Origin of the sequence: Pseudomonas sp. B19(2017) (assembly GCF_002113165.1) — a bacterium.
In the GTDB taxonomy this organism is placed as follows: Bacteria; Pseudomonadota; Gammaproteobacteria; order Pseudomonadales; family Pseudomonadaceae; genus Aquipseudomonas.
The window spans coordinates 100,604-123,169 of the sequence record NZ_NEJR01000001.1; the positions used below are offsets into that span (position 1 = coordinate 100,604).

Genomic DNA, 22,566 nt, shown 5'->3' on the forward strand with positions numbered 1-22,566 from the left:
AAAACAGCCATTTATCGACCGAAACAGCTTCGTGGCGCTGTGAATAAGACCTGTGGATAAGCGACCATGAGCGCTATGCACAACCTTGAGGTCAAGCCTGTTGATAACTCAGCTGTGGATAATGGACAATTTAATCCACAGCTTTTAACCACGAAGAAAACAAGCGCAGCACCGGTTTGGAACACAGTTATGAAACTCTGTACAGCCCGTGTTTTCTGGCCTTTGGTAGGTTATCCACAGACGTTTATCCACCTAAGAGTTATAGATTCTTCAGAAAAGCTTTTTATATGTCTCTTCTTTTTTTTCATGTTGTCCCCGATTCGTGTGTCCGATCAAGCACCCCTTGGTGAAGGACAAGCACGCACCGTCCATCACGTGCTCTATATGGAAAGACTGGTTGGAAATTGACCTACGGGCTTGCTTTCTCTAGAATCGCCGGTCTCTTAAAAAGGGGGCCATCCCGGCCCGTCGTCGACAAACCAGGTAATACGCCATGAAACGTACTTTCCAACCAAGCACCATCAAGCGCGCGCGCACCCACGGCTTCCGTGCCCGTATGGCTACCAAGAACGGCCGCGCTGTTCTGTCGCGTCGTCGTGCCAAAGGCCGTAAGCGTCTGGCCATTTGATTTTTCGGCACAGGTGGTGAGTCAGGACTTCAGTCGGGAAAAGCGACTGCTTACACCCCGGCATTTCAAAGCGGTCTTCGACTCCCCAACCGGCAAGGTTCCAGGGAAAAACCTGCTGATCCTTGCTCGCGAGAACGGCCTCGATCACCCACGCCTTGGCCTGGTGATCGGCAAGAAGAGCGTCAAGCTCGCCGTTCAACGCAACCGCCTCAAGCGCTTGATGCGCGATTCCTTCCGTCTGAACCAGCAGTTGCTTGCCGGGTTGGACATTGTGATCGTCGCGCGCAAGGGATTGGGTGAGATAGAAAACCCGGAATTGCACCAACACTTTGGCAAACTCTGGAAACGCCTGGCGCGCAGCCGGCCAACTCCAGCAGTGACCGCCAATTCCGCAGGGGTAGACAGCCAAGATGCGTAAACTGGCGCTCGTTCCGATCCAGTTTTACCGTTATGCCATTAGTCCTCTGATGGCCAACCACTGTCGTTTCTTCCCCAGTTGCTCCTGTTACGCTTATGAAGCCATTGAAAACCACGGCCTCTGGCGTGGTGGGTGGCTAGCCGTTCGTCGCCTGGGGCGTTGTCATCCGTGGAATGACGGCGGTTTCGATCCCGTTCCTCCCGCTCCTTCCTCCCGAACTTCTTCGATAGCCGAGTAATCATGGATATTAAACGCACGATCCTGATCGTCGCCCTGGCAATCGTGTCCTACGTCATGGTCCTCAAGTGGAACCAGGACTACGGCCAGGCTGCCCTGCCGACTCAGAATACTGCTTCCAGCACTGTTGCCCCGGGCTTGCCGGATGGCGTACCGGCCGGTAATGCCGGCGCCAGCGCCGATGTACCAAGCGCCAACGCCGAAACCAGCGCAGCCGAACTGGCGCCGGTCGCGGTCAGCAAGGACCTGATCCGGGTCAAGACCGATGTCCTGGAGCTGGCTATCGATCCGGTCGGTGGTGACATCGTCCAGCTGAACCTGCCGCAGTATCCGCGTCGCCAGGATCACCCGGACATTCCGTTCCAGCTGTTCGACAACGGTGGCGAGCGTGTCTACCTGGCGCAAAGCGGCCTGACCGGCACCAACGGTCCGGATGCCCGACCTGCCGGTCGCCCGCTGTACGCTGCCGACAAGAAGGGTTACCAGTTGGCCGATGGCCAGCAGCAACTGGTAGTCGACCTGAAGTTCAGCGACAACGGCGTCAACTACATCAAGCGCTTCAGCTTCAAGCGCGGTGAGTACGACCTGACCGTTAGCTACCTGATCGACAACCAGAGCGGCCAGGCCTGGAGCGGCAACATGTTTGCCCAGCTCAAGCGTGACGCCAGCTCCGATCCGTCGTCGAGCACCGCCACCGGCACCGCTACCTACCTGGGCGCCGCCCTGTGGACAGCTTCCGAGCCTTACAAAAAGGTCTCGATGAAGGACATCGACAAAGGTAGTTTGAAAGAAAATGTGTCCGGCGGCTGGGTTGCCTGGCTGCAGCACTACTTCGTGACCGCCTGGATTCCGGCCAAGTCGGACAACAACGTTGTTCAGACCCGCAAGGACAGCCAGGGCAACTACATCATCGGCTACACCGGCCCGGCCATCAGCGTGCCTGCTGGCGGCAAGGTCGAAACCAGTGCCATGCTGTACGCCGGCCCGAAAATCCAGTCCAAGCTGAAAGAGTTGTCCCCAGGCCTGGAACTGACCGTCGACTACGGCTTCCTGTGGTTCATCGCGCAACCGATCTTCTGGCTGCTGCAACATATCCACAGCCTGCTGGGTAACTGGGGCTGGTCGATCATCGTGCTGACCATGCTGATCAAAGGCCTGTTCTTCCCGCTGTCGGCTGCCAGCTACCGTTCGATGGCGCGTATGCGTGCCGTTGCGCCGAAGCTCGCTGCACTGAAGGAACGCTTCGGTGACGATCGCCAGAAGATGTCCCAGGCGATGATGGAGCTGTACAAGAAAGAGAAGATCAACCCGCTGGGCGGCTGCCTGCCGATCCTGGTGCAGATGCCGGTGTTCCTGGCCCTGTACTGGGTACTGCTGGAAAGCGTGGAAATGCGCCAGGCCCCATGGATGCTGTGGATTACCGACCTGTCGATCAAGGATCCGTTCTTCATCCTGCCGATCATCATGGGCGCCACCATGTTCATCCAGCAGCGCCTGAACCCTACGCCGCCGGATCCGATGCAGGCCAAGGTGATGAAAATGATGCCGATCATCTTCACCTTCTTCTTCCTGTGGTTCCCGGCGGGTCTGGTGCTGTACTGGGTTGTGAACAACTGCCTGTCGATCGCACAGCAGTGGTACATCACCCGTAGCATCGAAGCAGCCAGCAAAAAAGCTGCTGCTTGACAGGCTACTGCGCTAGCCTGTGAATAAAAACGCCCCCTAGTGGGGCGTTTTTGCTATCTGTCGTTTTTGTCGTAGAGGCTTTCGAGCATGAACACTGTGCGTGAAACCATCGCCGCCATCGCCACCGCCCAAGGCCGTGGCGGTGTGGGGATTGTCAGGTTGTCCGGCCCTTTGGCTGCCAAGGCCGGCCAGCTGATCACCGGCCGTACGCTTACCCCGCGCCATGCCCATTACGGCCCGTTCCGCGACGAGGAAGGGCTGGTGCTGGACGAAGGGATCGCGCTGTTCTTCCCCGGCCCGAATTCGTTCACTGGCGAGGATGTGCTCGAGCTGCAAGGCCACGGTGGCCCGGTGGTGCTGGATATGCTGCTGCAGCGTTGTGTACAAGTGGGTTGCAGGCTGGCTCGCCCGGGCGAGTTCAGCGAGCGCGCGTTCCTCAATGACAAGCTCGACCTGGCCCAGGCCGAAGCCATTGCCGACCTGATCGAGGCCAGTTCCAGCCAGGCCGCGCGCAATGCCCTGCGCTCGCTGCAGGGGGAGTTCTCCAAGCGTGTGCACAGCCTGACCGAGGCGTTGATCGCCCTGCGTATCTACGTCGAGGCGGCGATCGACTTCCCCGAGGAAGAGATCGACTTCCTCGCCGATGGCCACGTGCTCGCAATGCTCGATGCGGTGCGCGGCGAGTTATCCACCGTTCAGCGTGAAGCCGGGCAGGGCGCCTTGCTGCGTGACGGCATGACCGTGGTCATCGCCGGTCGGCCGAATGCCGGCAAGTCGAGCCTGTTGAACCAGCTGGCCGGGCGCGAAGCGGCGATCGTCACCGATATCGCCGGCACCACGCGGGACATCCTGCGCGAACATATCCACATCGACGGCATGCCGCTGCATGTGGTCGATACCGCCGGTTTGCGCGACACCGATGACCACGTGGAAAAGATCGGCGTGGAACGCGCACTGAAGGCCATTGGCGAGGCTGACCAGGTGTTGCTGGTGGTGGACTCCACCGCGCCCGAGGCCAGCGACCCGTTCGCCCTGTGGCCAGAGTTTCTCGACCAGCGGCCTGATCCGGCCAAGGTCACGCTGATTCGCAACAAGGCCGACCTGAGTGGTGAGCGGGTCGCGCTCGAACAGTGCGATGACGGCCATGTAACGATCACCCTCAGCGCCAAAGGGGATGACGCAGGGCTGCAGTTGCTGCGCGACCACCTGAAGGCCTGCATGGGTTATGAACAGACTGCCGAGAGTGGTTTCAGCGCCCGCCGGCGCCACCTGGACGCCCTGCGCCAAGCCAGCGAGCACCTGGAACACGGCCGTGCACAACTGACCCAGGCTGGCGCAGGTGAGCTGTTGGCGGAAGACCTGCGCCAAGCGCAGCAGGCCTTGGGGGAGATTACCGGGGCATTCAGCTCGGACGACCTGTTGGGCAGGATCTTCTCCAGCTTCTGCATCGGCAAGTAATCCACAGCCAGGCAAGGCCAAGAGCCGCTCCTTCGGGAGCGGCTTTTTTTTGCCTGTAATTCGTTACAGGAGATAACCGGGTACCTGTGGGAGCGGGCGTGCCCGCGAAGAGGCCCTTACAAGCCCTGAATCGCTGTGGCTGTAACGACGCTTTCGCGGGCTTGGCCCGCTCCCACCTTGTCCGCATCCAGGCCTACCTCCATGTTCTTTCCATTCACAGGCTCGAATCCGTGCTCGGGAGCCCTGTGGAAAACCCGCCTTCAGCTCCGTTGATAAGCAGGCTTTTTTTCTGAGGAAAAAACCGCCTGTGGGTAAACAGCTATTTAATCCACAGGCTAAATCACGTTATCCATAGCCCTCATGGCACTCCAGCCACAGGGTTTAATTTTGCCCTATACAGCGTGGATAAAGGCCTGCACAACCTTATCCACAGATAGGCCTGTGCATAAGAATAAACATAAAAACAAAGCTTTTATAAATTTCTCTTCTTTGGTTTCTGTTGTCTGCCACTCATCCACAGATTGGTCAAATTTTGCTCAGACGGTTTCTTTAAAGGGGGTGAAGTCCCTATACTTGTCCGCTTACCTTCTCTATTCGCAAAAACAGGCACGAGGTGCGTGGTGGATTTCCCTTCCCGTTTTGAAGTGATCGTCATCGGCGGCGGCCATGCCGGTACCGAGGCTGCGCTTGCGTCTGCACGCATGGGTGTGAAAACCCTGCTGCTGACCCATAACGTGGAAACCCTCGGTCACATGAGCTGCAACCCCGCAATCGGCGGTATTGGCAAAAGCCATCTGGTCAAAGAAATCGATGCCCTCGGCGGCGCCATGGCGCTGGCCACCGACAAGAGCGGCATCCAGTTCCGCGTTTTGAACAACCGCAAGGGCCCGGCCGTACGCGCTACCCGAGCACAGGCCGACCGCGCCATCTACAAGGCCGTGGTGCGTGAAATCCTGGAAAACCAGCCAAACCTGTGGATATTCCAGCAGTCGTGCGACGACCTGATCGTCGAGCAGGACCAGGTCAAAGGCGTAGTGACCCAGATGGGCCTGCGGTTCTTCGCCGAATCGGTGGTACTGACCACCGGTACCTTCCTCGGCGGGCTTATCCACATTGGTCTGCAAAACCATTCCGGTGGTCGCGCCGGTGATCCGCCTTCGATCGCCCTGGCCCACCGTATGCGTGAACTGCCGCTGCGCGTCGGTCGCCTGAAAACCGGTACTCCGCCACGCATCGACGGCCGTTCGGTGGACTTCTCGGTAATGACCGAGCAGCCGGGTGATACGCCGATCCCGGTCATGTCGTTCATGGGCAATGCCCAGATGCACCCGCGCCAGGTGAGCTGCTGGATTACCCATACCAATGCGCGCACCCACGAAATCATTGCCTCGAACCTCGATCGTTCGCCGATGTACTCGGGCGTGATCGAAGGTGTCGGCCCGCGCTACTGCCCGTCGATCGAAGACAAGATCCACCGCTTTGCCGACAAGGAAAGCCACCAGGTGTTCATCGAGCCGGAAGGCCTGACCACCCATGAGCTCTACCCCAACGGTATTTCCACTTCGCTGCCGTTCGACGTGCAGCTGGAGCTGGTGCGTTCGATCCGCGGCATGGAAAACGCCCACATCGTGCGCCCGGGCTATGCCATCGAATACGACTACTTCGACCCGCGCGACCTCAAGTACAGCCTCGAGACAAAAGTCATCGGTGGCCTGTTCTTCGCCGGCCAGATCAACGGCACCACCGGTTACGAAGAAGCCGGCGCCCAGGGTTTGCTGGCCGGGACCAACGCGGCTCTGCGAGCGCGGGGCCGTGACAGCTGGTGCCCGCGCCGCGACGAGGCGTACATCGGTGTACTGGTCGACGACCTGATTACCCTGGGTACCCAGGAGCCGTACCGCATGTTCACTTCGCGTGCCGAGTACCGCCTGATCCTGCGCGAAGACAACGCCGACCTGCGCCTGACCGAAAAGGGCCGCGAACTCGGCTTGATCGACGACCAGCGCTGGGCCGCCTTCTGCGCCAAGCGCGACGGCATCGAGCGTGAGGAGCAGCGCCTGAAGTCGACCTGGGTGCGCCCGAATACCGAGCAAGGCCAAGCCATTGTGGATAAGTTCGGCACCCCGCTCAGCCACGAGTACAGTTTGCTCAACCTGCTGGCGCGTCCGGAAATCGACTACGCCGGGCTGATCGAGGCCACCGGCGGCGAAGCGATCGATCCACAGGTCGCTGAGCAGGTCGAAATCCGCACCAAGTACGCCGGTTACATCGACCGCCAACAGGATGAAATCGCCCGCCTGCGTGCCAGCGAAGACACCCGCCTGCCTGTGGATATCGATTACTCGACGATTTCGGGCCTGTCCAAGGAAATCCAGGGCAAGCTGGGCCAGACCCGCCCGGAAACCCTGGGCCAGGCTTCGCGCATCCCGGGCGTGACCCCGGCGGCGATTTCCTTGTTGCTGATTCACTTGAAAAAACGCGGCGCTGGCCGCGAATTGGAGCAAAGCGCTTGAGTTCCCTGGTCACCCCGCAACACGCCGAAGAGTTGTCCACAGGTGCGCGCCAGCTCGGAGTCGAGCTGACCCCCGAGCATCACGAAAAGCTGCTCGGCTACCTGGCCCTGTTGATCAAATGGAACAAAGCCTACAACCTCACTGCCGTGCGCGACCCGGACGAGATGGTGTCGCGCCACCTGCTCGACAGCCTCAGTGTCATGCCGTTTATCCACAGCGAGCGTGACAACTGGCTGGATGTCGGCAGTGGCGGTGGCATGCCCGGTATTCCGTTGGCTATCCTGCATCCGCACAAGCGCGTGACGGTGCTGGACGCCAATGGCAAGAAGACCCGCTTTCTGACCCAGGTGAAAATGGAGCTCAAACTGGACAACCTCACGGTTATCCACAGCCGGGTCGAGGCCTTCCAGCCGGCACAACCGTTCAGCGGAATCATCTCTCGCGCCTTCAGCAGCATGGAGAACTTCACCAACTGGACCCGCCACCTGGGCGACACCGGGACGCAATGGCTTGCAATGAAGGGGCTGCATCCTGCCGATGAACTGGTAGCATTGCCCGCAGACTTCACAGTGGAAAGCGAGCAGGCCCTGACCGTTCCAGGTTGCCAGGGCCAGCGCCATCTGCTGATACTGCGCCGCAAGGCATGACTGGGAACACACGCAACAATGGCTAAGGTATTCGCAATCGCGAACCAGAAAGGTGGTGTGGGCAAGACAACCACCTGTATCAATCTCGCCGCCTCGCTGGCCGCGACCAAGCGTCGCGTGCTGCTGATCGACCTCGATCCGCAGGGCAACGCCACAATGGGCAGCGGTGTGGACAAGCACGAGCTCGAGCACTCGGTCTACGACCTGCTGATCGGGGAATGCGACCTGGCCCAGGCCATGCATTACTCCGAACACGGTGGTTTCCAGTTGCTGCCGGCCAACCGTGACCTGACCGCCGCCGAAGTGGTGCTGCTGGAAATGCAGGTCAAGGAGAGCCGCCTGCGCAACGCCCTGGCGCCGATCCGCGAGAACTACGACTACATCCTCATCGACTGCCCGCCGTCGCTGTCGATGCTCACCCTGAACGCCCTGGTCGCCTCCGATGGCGTGATCATCCCGATGCAGTGCGAGTACTACGCCCTGGAAGGTCTCAGCGACCTTGTGGATAACATCAAGCGCATCGCCGCCCGGCTGAACCCCGAACTGAAGATCGAGGGCTTGCTGCGGACCATGTACGATCCGCGCCTGAGCCTGAACAACGACGTCTCTGCGCAGCTGAAGGAGCACTTTGGCCCGCAGCTGTACGACACCGTCATTCCTCGCAACATTCGCCTGGCCGAGGCACCGAGCTTCGGCATGCCGGCCCTGGCCTACGACAAGCAATCGCGCGGCGCACTCGCTTATCTGGCCCTGGCCGGGGAACTGGTACGCCGTCAACGCCGTCAGTCACGCACTGCACAAACAACTTAAGGAATCCGTATGGCCGTCAAGAAACGGGGTCTCGGACGTGGGTTGGATGCACTGCTCAGTGGTCCTTCCGTCAGCGCGCTCGAAGAGCAGGCTGTGAAGATCGACCAGAAAGAACTGCAACACCTGCCGGTCGAGTTGATCCAGCGTGGCAAGTACCAGCCACGCCGGGACATGGACCCGCAGGCGCTGGAAGAGCTAGCGCACTCGATTCGCAACCATGGCGTGATGCAGCCGATCGTGGTGCGCCCGATCGACGGCAACCGCTACGAGATCATCGCCGGTGAGCGCCGCTGGCGCGCCACCCAGCAGGCTGGCCTGGACAAGATTCCGGCCATGGTCCGTGAAGTGCCCGACGAAGCCGCCATCGCCATGGCGCTGATCGAGAACATCCAGCGCGAAGACCTCAACCCGCTGGAAGAAGCCCTGGCCCTGCAGCGCCTGCAGCAGGAGTTCGAGCTCACCCAGCAGCAGGTGGCTGATGCCGTGGGCAAGTCGCGGGTAACCGTGGCCAACCTGCTGCGCCTGATCACCCTGCCGGATGCGATCAAGACCATGCTCGCCCATGGCGACCTGGAGATGGGCCACGCCCGTGCATTGCTCGGCCTGGAAGAACACCGTCAGGAAGAGGGGGCGCGTCATGTTGTCGCACGTGGACTCACCGTGCGCCAAACCGAGGCACTGGTCCGTCAATGGCTCAGCGACAAACCTGATCCGGTCGAACCGAGCAAACCTGATCCGGATATCGCACGCCTTGAACAGCGGCTTGCAGAGCGCCTGGGCTCGGCCGTGCAGATCCGTCATGGCAACAAGGGCAAAGGCCAGTTGGTTATTCGCTACAACTCGCTTGACGAGTTGCAAGGTGTGCTTGCTCACATCCGCTGAAACAATTCCTGTTGTAGCGTGCAGTCGGAAATCACTACGAAGAGTTGAATAGGGGTTAATCCACCCCTATACTCTGCGCGCATTTTGTCGGCACAAATTATGCCAAGTCATAGCTGACTTGTTGGTCGACTTCCGAGGAGCAGTTGTGATGGAAATCCGCACGCCAAACCGCTTGCCTTTCCATCGCTGGGCGGTTTTCCCGGTACTGCTGGCTCAATTCGTCGTACTGCTGCTGGCAACGTTGGTGTTGTGGCAGTGGAAAGGGGCGGTCAGTGGATATTCAGGCCTTTGTGGAGGCTTGATTGCCTGGCTACCCAATGTGTATTTCGCCTGGAAGGCTTTTCGCTTCAGCGGGGCCCGGGCGGCACAAGCCATCGTCAAGTCGTTCTACGCTGGCGAGGCAGGCAAGATGATTTTGACGGCAGTGCTTTTTGCACTGACCTTCGCAGGAGTGAAGCCACTGGCGCCGTTAGCAGTATTCGGCGTCTTCGTGTTGACCCTTTTGGTCAGCTGGTTCGCGCCCCTGCTGATGAATAAAAGACTTTCGAGACCTTAGGGCGTTTGAGGCAACCATGGCAGCAGAAACCGCTTCGGGCTATATCCAGCACCACTTGCAGAACCTGACCTACGGTCAACTACCAGACGGCAGCTGGGGCTTCGCCCATTCGGCTGCAGAAGCCAAGGCAATGGGCTTCTGGGCGTTCCACCTGGACACCCTGGGTTGGTCCGTCGCGCTGGGTCTGATCTTCCTGTTCATCTTCCGCATGGCGGCCAAGAAGGCGACTTCCGGCCAACCTGGCGGCCTGCAGAACTTCGTTGAAGTGCTGGTGGACTTCGTCAACGGCAGCGTGAAGGACTCCTTCCACGGCCGTAGCCCGGTAATCGCCCCGCTGGCGCTGACCATTTTCGTCTGGGTGTTCCTGATGAACGCCATCGACCTGGTACCGGTCGACTGGATTCCTCAGCTGGCCATCCTGATCTCCGGTGACCCGCACATTCCGTTCCGCGCCGTGTCGACCACCGACCCGAACGCGACCCTGGCCATGGCCTTCTGTGTGTTCGCCCTGATCATCTTCTACAGCATCAAGGTCAAGGGCCTGGGCGGCTTCATCGGTGAGCTGACCCTGCACCCGTTCGGCAGCAAGAACATCTTCGTGCAGATCCTGCTGATTCCGGTCAACTTCCTGCTGGAATTCGTCACCCTGATCGCCAAGCCGATCTCGCTGGCACTGCGTCTGTTCGGCAACATGTACGCCGGCGAGCTGGTGTTCATCCTGATCGCCGTGATGTTCGGCGCCGGCATCCTCTGGCTCAGCGGCCTGGGTGTGGTGCTGCAGTGGGCGTGGGCTGTGTTCCACATCCTGATCATCACCCTGCAAGCCTTCATCTTCATGATGCTTACCATCGTCTACCTGTCGATGGCTCACGAAGATAACCATTAAGACCGCCTGGCGTGTCTGATAGCCTTCCCCGCTCGTTTGGGGGGAGGGCTTAAAAAGTCCGCAAGGGCATGCTGTACCAAACGATTTGTTTTACCGCTTCAAACTAAAAACCTAACCAATACGACGTAAAAGTCGGGAGGAAAGATGGAAACTGTAGTTGGTCTGACCGCTATCGCTGTTGCTCTGCTGATCGGCCTGGGTGCTCTGGGTACCGCCATTGGTTTCGGCCTGCTGGGCGGCAAGTTCCTGGAAGGCGCTGCTCGTCAGCCTGAAATGGTTCCGATGCTGCAGGTGAAAATGTTCATCGTTGCCGGTCTGCTCGACGCCGTAACCATGATCGGTGTTGGTATCGCTCTGTTCTTCACCTTCGCGAACCCCTTCGTTGGTCAGATCGCCGGCTAATCACTCGTACCCACGAGTTGATGGCTGTGATGAATTAAGACCGAGCGAGGTGTTGGCGTGAACATTAATGCAACCCTGATTGGCCAATCCGTTGCTTTTCTGATTTTTGTACTCTTCTGCATGAAGTACGTATGGCCTCCGGTCATCACTGCTCTGCAAGAGCGTCAAAAGAAGATTGCCGACGGCTTGGACGCTGCCAACCGCGCAGCTCGCGACCTGGAGCTGGCCCAAGAGAAAGTGGGTCAGCAACTGCGTGAAGCTAAAGCACAGGCAGCCGAAATCATTGAGCAAAGCAAGAAGCGCGCTGCTCAGCTTGTCGAGGAAGCCCGTGATCAGGCCCGCGTCGAAGCTGACCGTGTGAAGGCTCAGGCTCTGGCCGAGATCGAACAGGAACTGAACAGCGCTAAAGACGCCCTGCGTGCCCAAGTGGGTGCCCTGGCCGTTGGCGGTGCTGAAAAGATCCTTGGCGCCACAATCGATCAAAACGCGCATGCGGAGCTGGTTAACAAACTGGCCGCTGAAATTTAAGCGAGGGCGATCATGGCAGAACTGACCACGTTGGCCCGACCTTACGCTAAGGCTGCCTTTGAGCATGCCCAGGCCCATCAGCAACTGGCCAATTGGTCAGCCATGCTCGGCCTGGCTGCTGCGGTGTCGCAAGACGACACCATGCAGCGCCTGCTCAAGGCCCCGCGACTGACGAGCGCAGAAAAGGCCGCCACGTTCATTGACGTGTGCGGTGACAAGTTCAATGCACAGGCACAGAATTTCATTCATGTTGCCGCGGAAAACGACCGTCTCCTGCTTCTGCCGGAGATTGCCGCCCTGTTCGACCTGTACAAGGCCGAGCAAGAGAAATCCGTGGACGTGGAAGTCACCAGTGCCTTCGCGTTGAACCAAGAACAGCAAGACAAACTCGCCAAGGTTCTCAGTGCACGGTTAGGCCAGGAAGTGCGCCTGCACGCGTCGGAGGATGCCAGCCTGATTGGCGGCGTCGTCATCCGCGCCGGTGACCTGGTAATCGATGGCTCTGTTCGCGGCAAGATCGCGAAACTGGCCGAAGCATTGAAATCTTGAGTTTGAAGGGGCAGCAGAGCAATGCAGCAACTCAATCCTTCCGAAATTAGTGAAATCATCAAGGGCCGCATCGACAACCTCGATGTGAGCTCCCAAGCCCGTAACGAAGGTACCGTTGTTTCGGTATCCGACGGTATCGTGCGGATCCACGGTCTGGCCGACGTCATGTACGGCGAAATGATCGAGTTCCCTGGCAGCGTCTTCGGCATGGCCCTGAACCTGGAGCAAGACTCCGTAGGTGCAGTGATCCTGGGTGCCTATGACACCCTCGCCGAAGGCATGAGCGCCAAGTGCACCGGTCGCATCCTGGAAGTTCCGGTCGGCAAAGGCCTGCTGGGCCGCGTCGTCGACGCTCTGGGTAACCCGATCGATGGCAAAGGTCCTCTGACCACCACCGAAACCGACGCGGTCGAAAAGGTCGCTCCGGGCGTTATCTGGCGTAAATCGGTAGATCAGCCTGTACAGACTGGCTACAAATCCGTCGACGCCATGATCCCTGTCGGCCGTGGCCAGCGCGAGCTGATCATCGGTGACCGTCAGATCGGCAAGACCGCCATGGCCATCGACGCCATCATCAACCAGAAAGACTCCGGTATTTTCTGTGTTTATGTTGCAGTCGGCCAAAAGCGTTCCACCGTTGCCAACATCGTTCGCAAGCTGGAAGAAACCGGCGCCCTGGCCAACACCATCGTGGTCGTTGCCAGTGCTTCGGAATCCGCCGCACTGCAGTTCCTGGCGCCATACGCCGGCTGCACCATGGGCGAATACTTCCGTGACCGCGGTGAAGACGCCCTGATCGTTTACGATGACCTGTCCAAGCAGGCCGTTGCCTACCGCCAGATCTCCCTGCTGCTGCGCCGTCCACCAGGACGCGAAGCGTACCCAGGCGACGTGTTCTATCTCCACTCCCGTCTGCTGGAGCGTGCATCGCGCGTTTCGGAAGAGTACGTCGAGAAGTTCACCAACGGCGCAGTCACTGGCAAGACCGGTTCCCTGACCGCCCTGCCGATCATCGAAACCCAGGCTGGCGACGTTTCCGCGTTCGTTCCGACCAACGTGATTTCCATCACCGACGGTCAGATCTTCCTGGAATCGGCCATGTTCAACTCGGGCATCCGCCCAGCAGTGAACGCCGGTGTTTCGGTATCCCGCGTAGGTGGTGCCGCTCAGACCAAGATCATCAAGAAACTGTCCGGTGGTATCCGTACCGCACTGGCTCAGTACCGTGAACTGGCTGCATTCGCCCAGTTCGCTTCCGATCTGGACGAAGCGACCCGCAAGCAGCTGGAGCATGGTCAGCGCGTAACCGAGCTGATGAAGCAGAAGCAGTACGCGCCAATGTCCATCGCGGACATGGCCCTGTCGCTGTACGCCGCTGAGCGTGGTTTCCTGACTGACGTGGAAGTCTCCAAGGTCGGCAGCTTCGAGCAAGCGCTGATCGCCTACTTCAACCGTGATCACGCCGAACTGATGGCCAAGATCAACGTGAAGGGTGACTTCAACGACGAAATCGACGCTGGCATGAAAGCCGGTATCGAGAAGTTCAAGGCCACCCAGACCTGGTAAGCCGCAGCGGGGGCCGCGGCCCCCGCTTGCTAACCTGATAGGTGATACATGGCAGGCGCAAAAGAGATTCGCAGTAAGATTGCGAGCATCAAAAGCACGCAAAAAATTACCAGCGCCATGGAGAAAGTGGCGGTCAGCAAGATGCGCAAGGCACAAATGCGCATGGCAGCTAGCCGTCCTTACGCGGAGCGTATCCGCCAGGTGATCGGTCATCTGGCCAACGCCAACCCGGAATACCGCCACCCGTTCATGATCGAGCGCCCTGTAAAGCGCGCCGGTTACATCGTGGTGAGCAGTGACCGTGGTCTGTGCGGTGGCTTGAACACCAACCTGTTCAAGGCCCTGGTCAAGGACATGAACGCAAACCGCGAACAGGGCGTGGAAATCGACCTGTGCGTGATCGGCAGCAAGGGTGCGGCATTCTTCCGCAACTTTGGCGGCAACGTCGTAGCCGCGATCAGCCACCTGGGCGAAGAGCCATCGATCAACGATCTGATCGGCTCCGTCAAAGTGATGCTGGACGCCTACCTGGACGGCCGTATCGATCGCCTCTCGGTGGTTTCGAACAAGTTCATCAACACCATGACCCAAAAACCGACGGTCGAGCAATTGGTACCGTTGGTGGCAACCCCGGATCAGGATCTCAAGCATCACTGGGATTACCTGTACGAACCCGACGCAAAAGAGCTGCTGGACGGCTTGATGGTGCGTTACGTGGAGTCGCAGGTGTACCAGGCGGTGGTCGAGAACAACGCTGCTGAGCAAGCGGCCCGGATGATCGCCATGAAGAACGCCACAGACAACGCCGGTGATTTGATCAAAGAGCTCCAGCTGATCTACAACAAGGCGCGTCAGGCTGCGATCACCCAGGAGATCTCGGAAATCGTCGGCGGCGCTGCCGCGGTTTAACGGTTCAAAAATTCAGAGGATCCAGCTATGAGTAGCGGACGTATCGTTCAAATCATCGGCGCCGTCATCGACGTGGAATTCCCACGTGACGTCGTGCCGAGTGTTTACAACGCGCTGAAAGTACAAGGCGCGGAAACCACCCTGGAAGTTCAGCAGCAGCTGGGCGACGGCGTGGTTCGTACCATTGCGATGGGCTCGACCGAAGGCCTGAAGCGCGGTCTGGATGTCGTCGACACCGGCGCTGCCATTTCCGTTCCAGTTGGTAAGGCCACCCTGGGCCGTATCATGGACGTACTGGGCAACCCGATCGACGAAGCCGGCCCGATCGGCGAAGAAGAGCGTCGCGGTATCCACCAGCCAGCGCCTTCGTTCGCTGACCAGGCAGGCGGCAACGACCTGCTGGAAACCGGCATCAAGGTTATCGACCTGGTCTGCCCGTTCGCCAAGGGTGGTAAGGTTGGTCTGTTCGGTGGTGCCGGCGTCGGCAAGACCGTAAACATGATGGAACTGATCCGTAACATCGCCATGGAACACAGCGGTTATTCCGTGTTCGCTGGTGTGGGTGAGCGTACTCGTGAGGGTAACGACTTCTACCACGAGATGAAGGACTCCAACGTTCTCGACAAGGTAGCGCTGGTCTACGGTCAGATGAACGAGCCACCAGGAAACCGTCTGCGCGTAGCGCTGACCGGCCTGACCATGGCCGAGAAGTTCCGTGACGAAGGTAACGACGTTCTGCTGTTCGTCGACAACATCTATCGTTACACCCTGGCCGGTACCGAAGTATCCGCACTGCTGGGCCGTATGCCTTCGGCGGTAGGTTACCAGCCGACCCTGGCTGAAGAGATGGGCGTTCTGCAAGAGCGCATCACCTCCACCAAGGAAGGTTCGATCACCTCCGTGCAGGCCGTATACGTACCTGCGGACGACCTGACCGACCCGTCGCCAGCCACCACCTTCGCCCACCTGGACGCCACCGTCGTTCTGTCCCGTGACATCGCCTCCCTGGGTATCTACCCAGCGGTCGACCCACTGGACTCGACTTCGCGCCAGCTGGACCCGAACGTGATCGGCAACGAACACTACGAGACCGCTCGTGGCGTTCAGTATGTTCTGCAGCGCTACAAAGAGCTGAAGGACATCATCGCGATCCTGGGTATGGACGAACTGTCCGAAGCCGACAAGCAACTGGTAGCCCGCGCTCGTAAGATCCAGCGCTTCCTGTCGCAGCCGTTCTTCGTGGCCGAAGTCTTCACCGGTTCGCCAGGCAAGTACGTTTCCCTGAAAGACACCATCGCTGGCTTCAGCGGCATCCTCAAAGGTGACTACGACCACCTGCCAGAACAAGCGTTCTACATGGTCGGCAGCATCGACGAAGCGATCGAGAAAGCCAAGAAACTGTAATCCCGGCGCCCCGAAAGGGGCGCTAATCAGGTTGAGGCAAGCAGATGGCTATGACAGTCCATTGCGATATCGTCAGCGCGGAAGGAGAGATTTTCTCCGGCCTGGTCGAGATGGTAGTTGCGCACGGTAACCTGGGTGATCTTGGTATCGCTCCGGGCCACGCGCCGCTGATCACCAATCTCAAGCCTGGTCCGATCACGCTGACCAAGCAGGGTGGCGAGCGCGAGGTGTTCTACATCTCCGGTGGCTTCCTGGAAGTGCAGCCGAACATGGTCAAGGTACTCGCCGACACCGTGCAGCGTGCAGCCGACCTGGACGAAGCCTCCGCTCAGGATGCCGTCAAGGCAGCTGAGAAGGCCCTGCATGAGAAAGGCGCGGATTTCGACTACAGTGCCGCATCCGCACGTCTGGCCGAGGCCGCAGCACAGCTGCGTACCGTCCAGCAGATCCGCAAGAAGTTCGGCGGTTAATTCCGCAGGCTTCATGTAGATTGAGAACAAGGGTAGCCATCGGCTACCCTTTTTCTTTTTTTGTAACCTATGAAACCGGTCATTTCACTGACCGCCCAGGATTGGTAGCCAGTAATGTCACTCGATATCGTTATTCTCGCCGCCGGCCAAGGCACCCGCATGCGCTCGGCGTTGCCCAAGGTGCTGCACCCGGTAGCCGGCAACTCCATGCTCGGCCATGTTATCCACAGCGCGCGCCAGTTTCAGCCGCAAGGTATTCACGTGGTCATTGGCCATGGTGCCGAGCTGGTTCGCGAGCGCCTTGCCGCTGACGACCTGAACTTCGTCATGCAGGACAAGCAGCTGGGTACCGGCCATGCAGTTGCCCAGGCGTTGCCGGCGCTGACCGCCGACACCGTGCTGGTGCTGTACGGCGACGTGCCGTTGATCGAAGTAGAGACCCTGCAGCGCTTGCTGGCCAAGGCCAACGAGCAGCAGCTCGGGCTGCTTACGGTGACCCTCGACGACCCGACCGGCTATGGCCGCATCGTGCGTGACGAGCAGGGCAAGGTTACCGCTATCGTTGAGCACAAGGACGCCAACGATGCGCAGAAAGCGATCAAGGAAGGCAACACCGGTATTCTGGCTCTGCCTGCCGCGCGCCTGGCCGACTGGATGGGCCGCCTGTCCAACAACAACGCCCAGGGCGAGTATTACCTGACCGACGTCATCGCCATGGCCGTGGCCGATGGCCTGGTTGTGGCTACCGAACAGCCACACGACCCGATGGAAGTGCAAGGCGCCAACGACCGTCGCCAGCTGTCAGAGCTGGAGCGCCATTACCAGCTGCGCGAAGGCCGTCGCCTGATGGCCCAGGGCGTGACCCTGCGCGACCCGGCGCGTTTCGATGTACGCGGTGAAGTGACCGTTGGCCGTGACGTGCTGATCGACATCAACGTGATTCTCGAAGGCAAGGTGGTCATCGAGGACGATGTGCAGATCGGCCCTAACTGCGTGATCAAGAATACCACCCTGCGCAAAGGGGCAGTGGTCAAGGCCAACAGCCATCTGGAAGGCGCGGTGATGGGCGAGGGCAGCGATGCCGGCCCATTCGCCCGCCTGCGCCCGGGCAGCGTGCTGGATGCCAAGGCCCATGTGGGTAACTTCGTCGAGCTGAAAAACGCCCACCTCGGGGAAGGCGCCAAGGCCGGTCACCTGACCTACCTGGGCGATGCCGAAATCGGTGCGCGCACCAATATCGGCGCTGGCACCATCACCTGCAACTACGATGGTGCCAACAAGTTCAAAACTGTGATGGGCGAAGATGTGTTCATCGGCTCGAACAACTCGCTGGTGGCGCCTGTGGAAATCAAGGCTGGCGCCACCACTGCAGCGGGTTCGACCATCACCCAGACCGTCGAAGCTGGCGACCTGGCGGTGGCCCGTGCACGCCAGCGCAACATCTCGGGCTGGAAGCGGCCGGAGAAAATCAAGAAAGGCTGAGTTATACACAGCTGTTTCGATCGAAAGCCGACTTATGTGAATAAGTCGGCTTTTTTATTGGCTGGACAAATACCCGCGGTATTAATCTCTAATTTCTATTGCGGCGATCCCTCTGTGGGAGCGGGCACGCCCGCGAACACCGGCACAGCCGGTGCCATTCACCGCGTTGGATTTTTCGCGGGCGCGCCCGCTCCCACAAGGGCCAGGTTGTTCCATAGATTTATCCACAACTTGACGAATCGCTCATCTTAGGTTTTGATTGCCACCATTATCTTTCGAAACGAAACTTAAGCGCTCATGTCGAAACGAAACACCCCGCAGCGGCGGCACAACATCCTGGCGTTGCTCAGCGAGCAGGGCGAGGTGAGTGTGGATGCGTTGGCCAAGCGTTTCGCAACCTCGGAAGTCACCATTCGCAAGGACCTCGCTGCCCTGGAAACCAATGGCCTGTTGCTACGGCGCTACGGCGGCGCGGTCCCGGTGCCGCAAGAGTTGCTCGGTGAACCTGCCCAGCCGGTGTCTTCCTATAAAAAGGCCATCGCCCGCGCCGCCGTTGCGCGTATCCGCGAACATGCGCGCATCATCATCGACAGCGGCAGCACCACGGCAGCCATGATCCCCGAACTGGGGCGCCAGCCTGGTCTGGTGGTGATGACCAATTCGATGAACGTCGCCCGCGCCATCTGCGACCTCGAACACGAGCCGGTGCTGCTGATGACCGGTGGCACCTGGGACCCGCATTCCGAGTCGTTCCAGGGCCAGGTGGCCGAGCAGGTGTTGCGCTCGTACGATTTCGACCAGTTGTTCATCGGCGCCGACGGCATCGACCTCGGCCGCGGCACCACCACCTTCAACGAACTCCTCGGGCTGAGCCGGGTCATGGCCGAAGTCGCACGTGAAGTGATTGTGATGGTCGAGTCGGACAAAGTAGGCCGCAAGATCCCCAACCTCGAGCTGCCCTGGGGCAGCGTGCACACCCTTATTACTGACGAACGCCTGCCCGCAGCGGCACGCGAACAAATTCAAGCCCGCGGCATCAACCTGATCTGCGCCGCGATCAGCCAGGAGCAATAAACCATGTGTGGAATCGTTGGTGCCGTCGCCGAGCGCAACATTACAGCCATCCTGATCGAAGGCCTCAAGCGTCTTGAGTACCGCGGGTACGACAGCGCCGGCCTGGCCGTTCTCACCCAGAACGGTGAACTACAGCGCCGCCGCCGTATCGGCAAGGTCAGCGAGCTGGAAGCCGCTGTTGCCGCCGAGCCGCTGGCTGGCCAGCTGGGCATCGCCCACACCCGCTGGGCCACCCACGGTGCGCCGACCGAAGGCAACGCCCACCCGCACTTCTCGGGCAATGAAGTGGCCGTGGTGCACAACGGCATCATCGAGAACCACGAGGAACTGCGCGAAGAGCTGAAGGGCCTTGGCTTTGTCTTCACTTCGCAAACCGATACCGAAGTCATCGTCCACCTGATCCACCACACCCTGAAAAGCGTTCCGGACCTGACCGACGCCCTGAAGGCTGCGGTAAAGCGCCTGCATGGCGCTTACGGCCTGGCGCTGATCAGCACCCAGCAGCCTGATCGCCTGGTAGCCGCACGCAGTGGCAGCCCACTGGTCATCGGCCTGGGCCTGGGCGAGAACTTCCTGGCGTCCGACCAGCTGGCCCTGCGCCAGGTCACCGACCGCTTCATGTACCTGGAAGAAGGCGACATCGCCGAAATCCGCCGTGACCAGGTCTCCATCTGGGACCAGGACGGCCATAAGGTCCAGCGTGAAACCGTGCAGTACCACGAAGGCGCCGAAGCCGCCGACAAGGGTACCTACCGCCACTTCATGCTCAAGGAAATCCACGAGCAGCCAAGCGTGGTGCAGCGCACCCTGGAAGGCCGCCTGGGCAAGGACAACGTGATGGTCCAGGCCTTCGGCCCGAAGGCTGCCGAACTGTTCGCCAAGGTGCGCAACGTGCAGATCGTCGCCTGCGGTACCAGCTACCACGCCGGCATGGTCGCCCGATACTGGCTGGAAAGCCTGGCCGGTATCCCGTGCCAGGTGGAAGTGGCCAGCGAGTTCCGTTATCGCAAGGTGGTGGTGCAGCCTGACACCCTGTTCGTCTCCATCTCGCAGTCTGGCGAAACCGCCGACACCCTGGCCGCGCTGCGCAACGCCAAGGAACTGGGTTTCCTCGGCAGCCTGGCGATTTGCAACGTTGGTATCAGCTCGCTGGTACGTGAGTCGGACCTGACCCTGCTGACCCTGGCCGGCCCGGAAATCGGTGTGGCCTCGACCAAAGCCTTCACCACCCAGCTGGTATCGCTGATGCTGCTGACCCTGGCCCTGGGCCAGGTACGCGGTACCCTGGAAGCTGGCGTCGAAGCCGAGCTGGTTGAAGAGCTGCGCCGCCTGCCGGCCCGTCTGGGCGAAGCCCTGGCCATGGACGCCACCGTCGAGAAAATCGCCGAGCTGTTCGCCGACAAGCACCACACCCTGTTCCTCGGCCGTGGTGCGCAGTACCCGGTGGCGATGGAAGGTGCACTCAAGCTCAAGGAAATCTCCTACATCCACGCCGAAGCCTACCCGGCAGGCGAGCTGAAGCACGGCCCGCTGGCGCTGGTGGACAACGACATGCCGGTGGTTACCGTTGCGCCAAACAACGAACTGCTGGAGAAGCTTAAGTCCAACCTGCAGGAAGTGCGTGCCCGCGGTGGCGAGCTGGTGGTGTTCGCCGACGAGCAGGCCGGCATGACCAATGGCGAAGGTACCCATGTGATCAAGGTGCCACACATTGCTGACGCCCTGGCACCGATCCTGTACACCATCCCGCTGCAGCTGCTGTCGTACTACGTGGCCGTGCTCAAGGGCACCGACGTCGACCAGCCGCGTAACCTGGCCAAGTCGGTTACGGTCGAGTAAGCAGGAAGCCGGGGACGCTTTGAGCCCCGTCGCGACACAAGGCCGCTCTTACAGGAGAACGCAATTCCCTGTAGGAGCGGCCTTGTGTCGCGATGGGCTGCAAAGCAGCCCCGGCGATCTAGCATCAGATCTGCATCGCCATCCCGTCCACATTCATCGCTGCCTGGCGCAAGGCCTCGGAGCGGGTCGGGTGGGGGTGGCAGGTGAGGGCGATGTCTTCCGCCGAGGCCGAGAACTCCATGGCCACGCAGAACTCACCGATCATCTCGCTGACACTTGGGCCTACCAGGTGCACACCCAGCACTTCATCGGTTTCGGCATCGGCGATGACCTTGGCGAAGCCTTCGGTCTCATGGTTGATCTTGGCGCGGCTGTTGGCCGTGAAGGGGAACTTGCCCACTTTATAGGCACGCCCTTCGGCCTTGAGCTGTTCTTCGGTCTTGCCCACGGTGGCCAGCTCCGGGCGAGTGTAGATCACGCTAGGGATAAGGTTGTAGTTGACCTCGTGGGGCTTGCCGGCGATGCGTTCGATGCAGGCCACCGCTTCGTCTTCGGCCTTGTGCGCCAGCATCGGGCCGGAGGTGACGTCGCCAATCACCCAGATACCCGGCACGCTAGTGCGGTGGTGGTCGTTGCCGAGCATGCCGCGCTTGTCGGTCTCCAGGCCCACGCTTTCCAGGTTCAGCCCTTTGGTATAGGGGCGGCGACCGATGGCGACCAGTACGTAGTCGGCCTGTAGCGTTTCTGCGCTGCCGCCGGCGGCGGGCTCCAGGGTCAGGCTCACGCCATCGGCGCTGACGCTGGCCTGGGTCACCTTGCTGCCCAGCTTGAACACCATGCCTTGCTTGGCCAAGGCCTTCTGCAGGGTCTTGGCGGTTTCTTCGTCCGTGCCCGGGCAGATGCGGTCGAGGTATTCGATGACCGTGACCTGGCTGCCCAGGCGACGCCAGACCGAACCCAGCTCGAGGCCGATCACGCCAGCGCCGATCACGACCAGATGCTTGGGTACCTGTGGCAGCGACAGCGCGCCGGTCGAGTCGATGATGCGCTGGTTGTCTATGGTCACGCCCGGCAGAGGGGTAGGCTCGGAACCGGTGGCAATGACGATGTCCTTGGCCTGCAGCGCGGTTTCGCTGCCGTCCTCAGCCTTGACAACGACCTTGCCGACGCCCTCCAGGCGGCCCCAACCCTTGATCCAGTCGACCTTGTTCTTGCGGAATAGATACTCGATGCCCTTGGTCAGGCCGGTCACGCTCTCGTCCTTCTGTTTCATCATCTGGGCGAGGTTGAGGCTAGGTTTGACTTCGATACCGAGGTGGGCGAACTCGTCACCACTGGCCGCTTCGTACAGCTCGGAAGCATGCAGTAGCGCCTTGGAAGGCATGCAGCCCACGTTCAGGCAAGTGCCGCCCAGGGTCGAGCGGCCTTCCACGCAGGCTACGCTCAGCCCCAGCTGGCCGGCACGGATGGCTGCGTTGTAGCCGCCAGGGCCACCGCCGATGATCACCACGTCATAGGATTTCATGGGTTCAACTCCAGGATGAAGAAGCGCGAGAGGGGCACAAGGTTAAGCTGAGATGCAAAAATTGTATACAATCTGCTGTGTGGATAAGATCAGTTGG

Annotated in this window: 23 protein-coding genes; 22 read left to right on the forward strand and 1 reads right to left on the reverse strand. The window is 60.1% G+C overall.

Annotated elements, in window-relative coordinates; genetic code table 11:
• Positions 1 to 66 precede the first annotated feature (66 nt).
• From CAF70_RS26035 to glmS, 22 genes are all read left to right on the forward strand, one after another.
• The gene (locus tag CAF70_RS26035) at positions 67 to 408 is read left to right on the forward strand and encodes a hypothetical protein (protein ID WP_143491496.1); all 342 of its coding nucleotides are present in this window, start codon (positions 67 to 69) and stop codon (positions 406 to 408) included.
• A gap of 85 nt (positions 409 to 493) precedes the next feature.
• Positions 494 to 628 carry a 50S ribosomal protein L34 gene (gene rpmH / locus CAF70_RS00500; protein WP_003253163.1) on the forward strand — a complete coding sequence of 45 codons (135 nt, stop codon included), beginning with the start codon at positions 494 to 496 and terminating at the stop codon, positions 626 to 628.
• 13 nt (positions 629 to 641) lie between these two features.
• A complete protein-coding gene (rnpA, locus tag CAF70_RS00505; protein ID WP_003253166.1) occupies positions 642 to 1,046 on the forward strand; it encodes a ribonuclease P protein component in 405 nt (134 codons plus the stop codon).
• A complete protein-coding gene (gene yidD / locus CAF70_RS00510) occupies positions 1,039 to 1,284 on the forward strand; it encodes a membrane protein insertion efficiency factor YidD (RefSeq protein WP_015268406.1) in 246 nt (81 codons plus the stop codon). The genes rnpA and yidD overlap by 8 nt, the downstream gene beginning before the upstream one ends.
• A gap of 2 nt (positions 1,285 to 1,286) precedes the next feature.
• Positions 1,287 to 2,969 (forward strand): membrane protein insertase YidC, encoded by a 1,683-nt coding sequence (gene yidC, locus CAF70_RS00515; RefSeq protein ID WP_085621453.1) that lies wholly within the window; start codon positions 1,287 to 1,289, stop codon positions 2,967 to 2,969.
• Between the two features lie 87 nt (positions 2,970 to 3,056).
• Entirely contained in the window at positions 3,057 to 4,427 is a 1,371-nt protein-coding gene (mnmE, locus tag CAF70_RS00520) for a tRNA uridine-5-carboxymethylaminomethyl(34) synthesis GTPase MnmE (protein WP_085621454.1), read from the forward strand.
• A 620-nt stretch (positions 4,428 to 5,047) separates the two neighbouring features.
• Positions 5,048 to 6,940, forward strand: coding sequence for a tRNA uridine-5-carboxymethylaminomethyl(34) synthesis enzyme MnmG (gene mnmG / locus CAF70_RS00525; RefSeq protein WP_085621455.1), 1,893 nt, complete (start codon positions 5,048 to 5,050; stop codon positions 6,938 to 6,940).
• Positions 6,937 to 7,587 (forward strand): 16S rRNA (guanine(527)-N(7))-methyltransferase RsmG, encoded by a 651-nt coding sequence (rsmG, locus tag CAF70_RS00530; RefSeq protein ID WP_085621456.1) that lies wholly within the window; start codon positions 6,937 to 6,939, stop codon positions 7,585 to 7,587. The genes mnmG and rsmG overlap by 4 nt, the downstream gene beginning before the upstream one ends.
• 18 nt (positions 7,588 to 7,605) lie before the next feature.
• Positions 7,606 to 8,397 (forward strand): ParA family protein, encoded by a 792-nt coding sequence (locus CAF70_RS00535; RefSeq protein ID WP_012274913.1) that lies wholly within the window; start codon positions 7,606 to 7,608, stop codon positions 8,395 to 8,397.
• Positions 8,398 to 8,406: 9 nt separating this feature from the next.
• The gene (locus CAF70_RS00540) at positions 8,407 to 9,279 is read left to right on the forward strand and encodes a ParB/RepB/Spo0J family partition protein (protein ID WP_085621457.1); all 873 of its coding nucleotides are present in this window, start codon (positions 8,407 to 8,409) and stop codon (positions 9,277 to 9,279) included.
• Between the two features lie 148 nt (positions 9,280 to 9,427).
• Entirely contained in the window at positions 9,428 to 9,835 is a 408-nt protein-coding gene (locus CAF70_RS00545; RefSeq protein WP_008092225.1) for a F0F1 ATP synthase subunit I, read from the forward strand.
• A 16-nt stretch (positions 9,836 to 9,851) separates the two neighbouring features.
• Entirely contained in the window at positions 9,852 to 10,721 is an 870-nt protein-coding gene (atpB, locus tag CAF70_RS00550) for a F0F1 ATP synthase subunit A (RefSeq protein ID WP_023383137.1), read from the forward strand.
• A 144-nt stretch (positions 10,722 to 10,865) separates the two neighbouring features.
• Positions 10,866 to 11,123, forward strand: coding sequence for a F0F1 ATP synthase subunit C (atpE, locus tag CAF70_RS00555; protein ID WP_003097235.1), 258 nt, complete (start codon positions 10,866 to 10,868; stop codon positions 11,121 to 11,123).
• 57 nt (positions 11,124 to 11,180) lie between these two features.
• On the forward strand, positions 11,181 to 11,651 hold the full coding sequence (locus CAF70_RS00560) for a F0F1 ATP synthase subunit B (protein WP_027917106.1): 471 nt from the start codon (positions 11,181 to 11,183) through the stop codon (positions 11,649 to 11,651).
• 12 nt (positions 11,652 to 11,663) lie between these two features.
• Positions 11,664 to 12,200, forward strand: a complete 537-nt coding sequence (locus tag CAF70_RS00565; protein WP_003253191.1) for a F0F1 ATP synthase subunit delta — start codon at positions 11,664 to 11,666, stop codon at positions 12,198 to 12,200.
• 21 nt (positions 12,201 to 12,221) lie between these two features.
• Complete coding sequence (gene atpA, locus CAF70_RS00570) at positions 12,222 to 13,766, forward strand: F0F1 ATP synthase subunit alpha (RefSeq protein ID WP_085621458.1); 1,545 nt, start codon at positions 12,222 to 12,224, stop codon at positions 13,764 to 13,766.
• A 48-nt stretch (positions 13,767 to 13,814) separates the two neighbouring features.
• Positions 13,815 to 14,675 (forward strand): F0F1 ATP synthase subunit gamma, encoded by an 861-nt coding sequence (gene atpG / locus CAF70_RS00575; RefSeq protein ID WP_085621459.1) that lies wholly within the window; start codon positions 13,815 to 13,817, stop codon positions 14,673 to 14,675.
• 27 nt (positions 14,676 to 14,702) lie between these two features.
• Positions 14,703 to 16,079 carry a F0F1 ATP synthase subunit beta gene (atpD, locus tag CAF70_RS00580; protein WP_003253197.1) on the forward strand — a complete coding sequence of 459 codons (1,377 nt, stop codon included), beginning with the start codon at positions 14,703 to 14,705 and terminating at the stop codon, positions 16,077 to 16,079.
• Between the two features lie 44 nt (positions 16,080 to 16,123).
• Complete coding sequence (locus CAF70_RS00585) at positions 16,124 to 16,549, forward strand: F0F1 ATP synthase subunit epsilon (protein ID WP_023383131.1); 426 nt, start codon at positions 16,124 to 16,126, stop codon at positions 16,547 to 16,549.
• 114 nt (positions 16,550 to 16,663) lie between these two features.
• Positions 16,664 to 18,031 carry a bifunctional UDP-N-acetylglucosamine diphosphorylase/glucosamine-1-phosphate N-acetyltransferase GlmU gene (gene glmU / locus CAF70_RS00590; protein ID WP_085621460.1) on the forward strand — a complete coding sequence of 456 codons (1,368 nt, stop codon included), beginning with the start codon at positions 16,664 to 16,666 and terminating at the stop codon, positions 18,029 to 18,031.
• A gap of 297 nt (positions 18,032 to 18,328) precedes the next feature.
• Positions 18,329 to 19,105 (forward strand): DeoR/GlpR family DNA-binding transcription regulator, encoded by a 777-nt coding sequence (locus tag CAF70_RS00600; RefSeq protein ID WP_063912287.1) that lies wholly within the window; start codon positions 18,329 to 18,331, stop codon positions 19,103 to 19,105.
• A gap of 3 nt (positions 19,106 to 19,108) precedes the next feature.
• The gene (gene glmS, locus CAF70_RS00605; RefSeq protein ID WP_085621461.1) at positions 19,109 to 20,944 is read left to right on the forward strand and encodes a glutamine--fructose-6-phosphate transaminase (isomerizing); all 1,836 of its coding nucleotides are present in this window, start codon (positions 19,109 to 19,111) and stop codon (positions 20,942 to 20,944) included.
• Between the two features lie 124 nt (positions 20,945 to 21,068).
• On the opposite strand, the gene lpdA is transcribed toward glmS, so the two are convergent.
• A complete protein-coding gene (gene lpdA, locus CAF70_RS00610) occupies positions 21,069 to 22,469 on the reverse strand; it encodes a dihydrolipoyl dehydrogenase (RefSeq protein ID WP_085621462.1) in 1,401 nt (466 codons plus the stop codon).
• Positions 22,470 to 22,566: the final 97 nt, after the last annotated feature.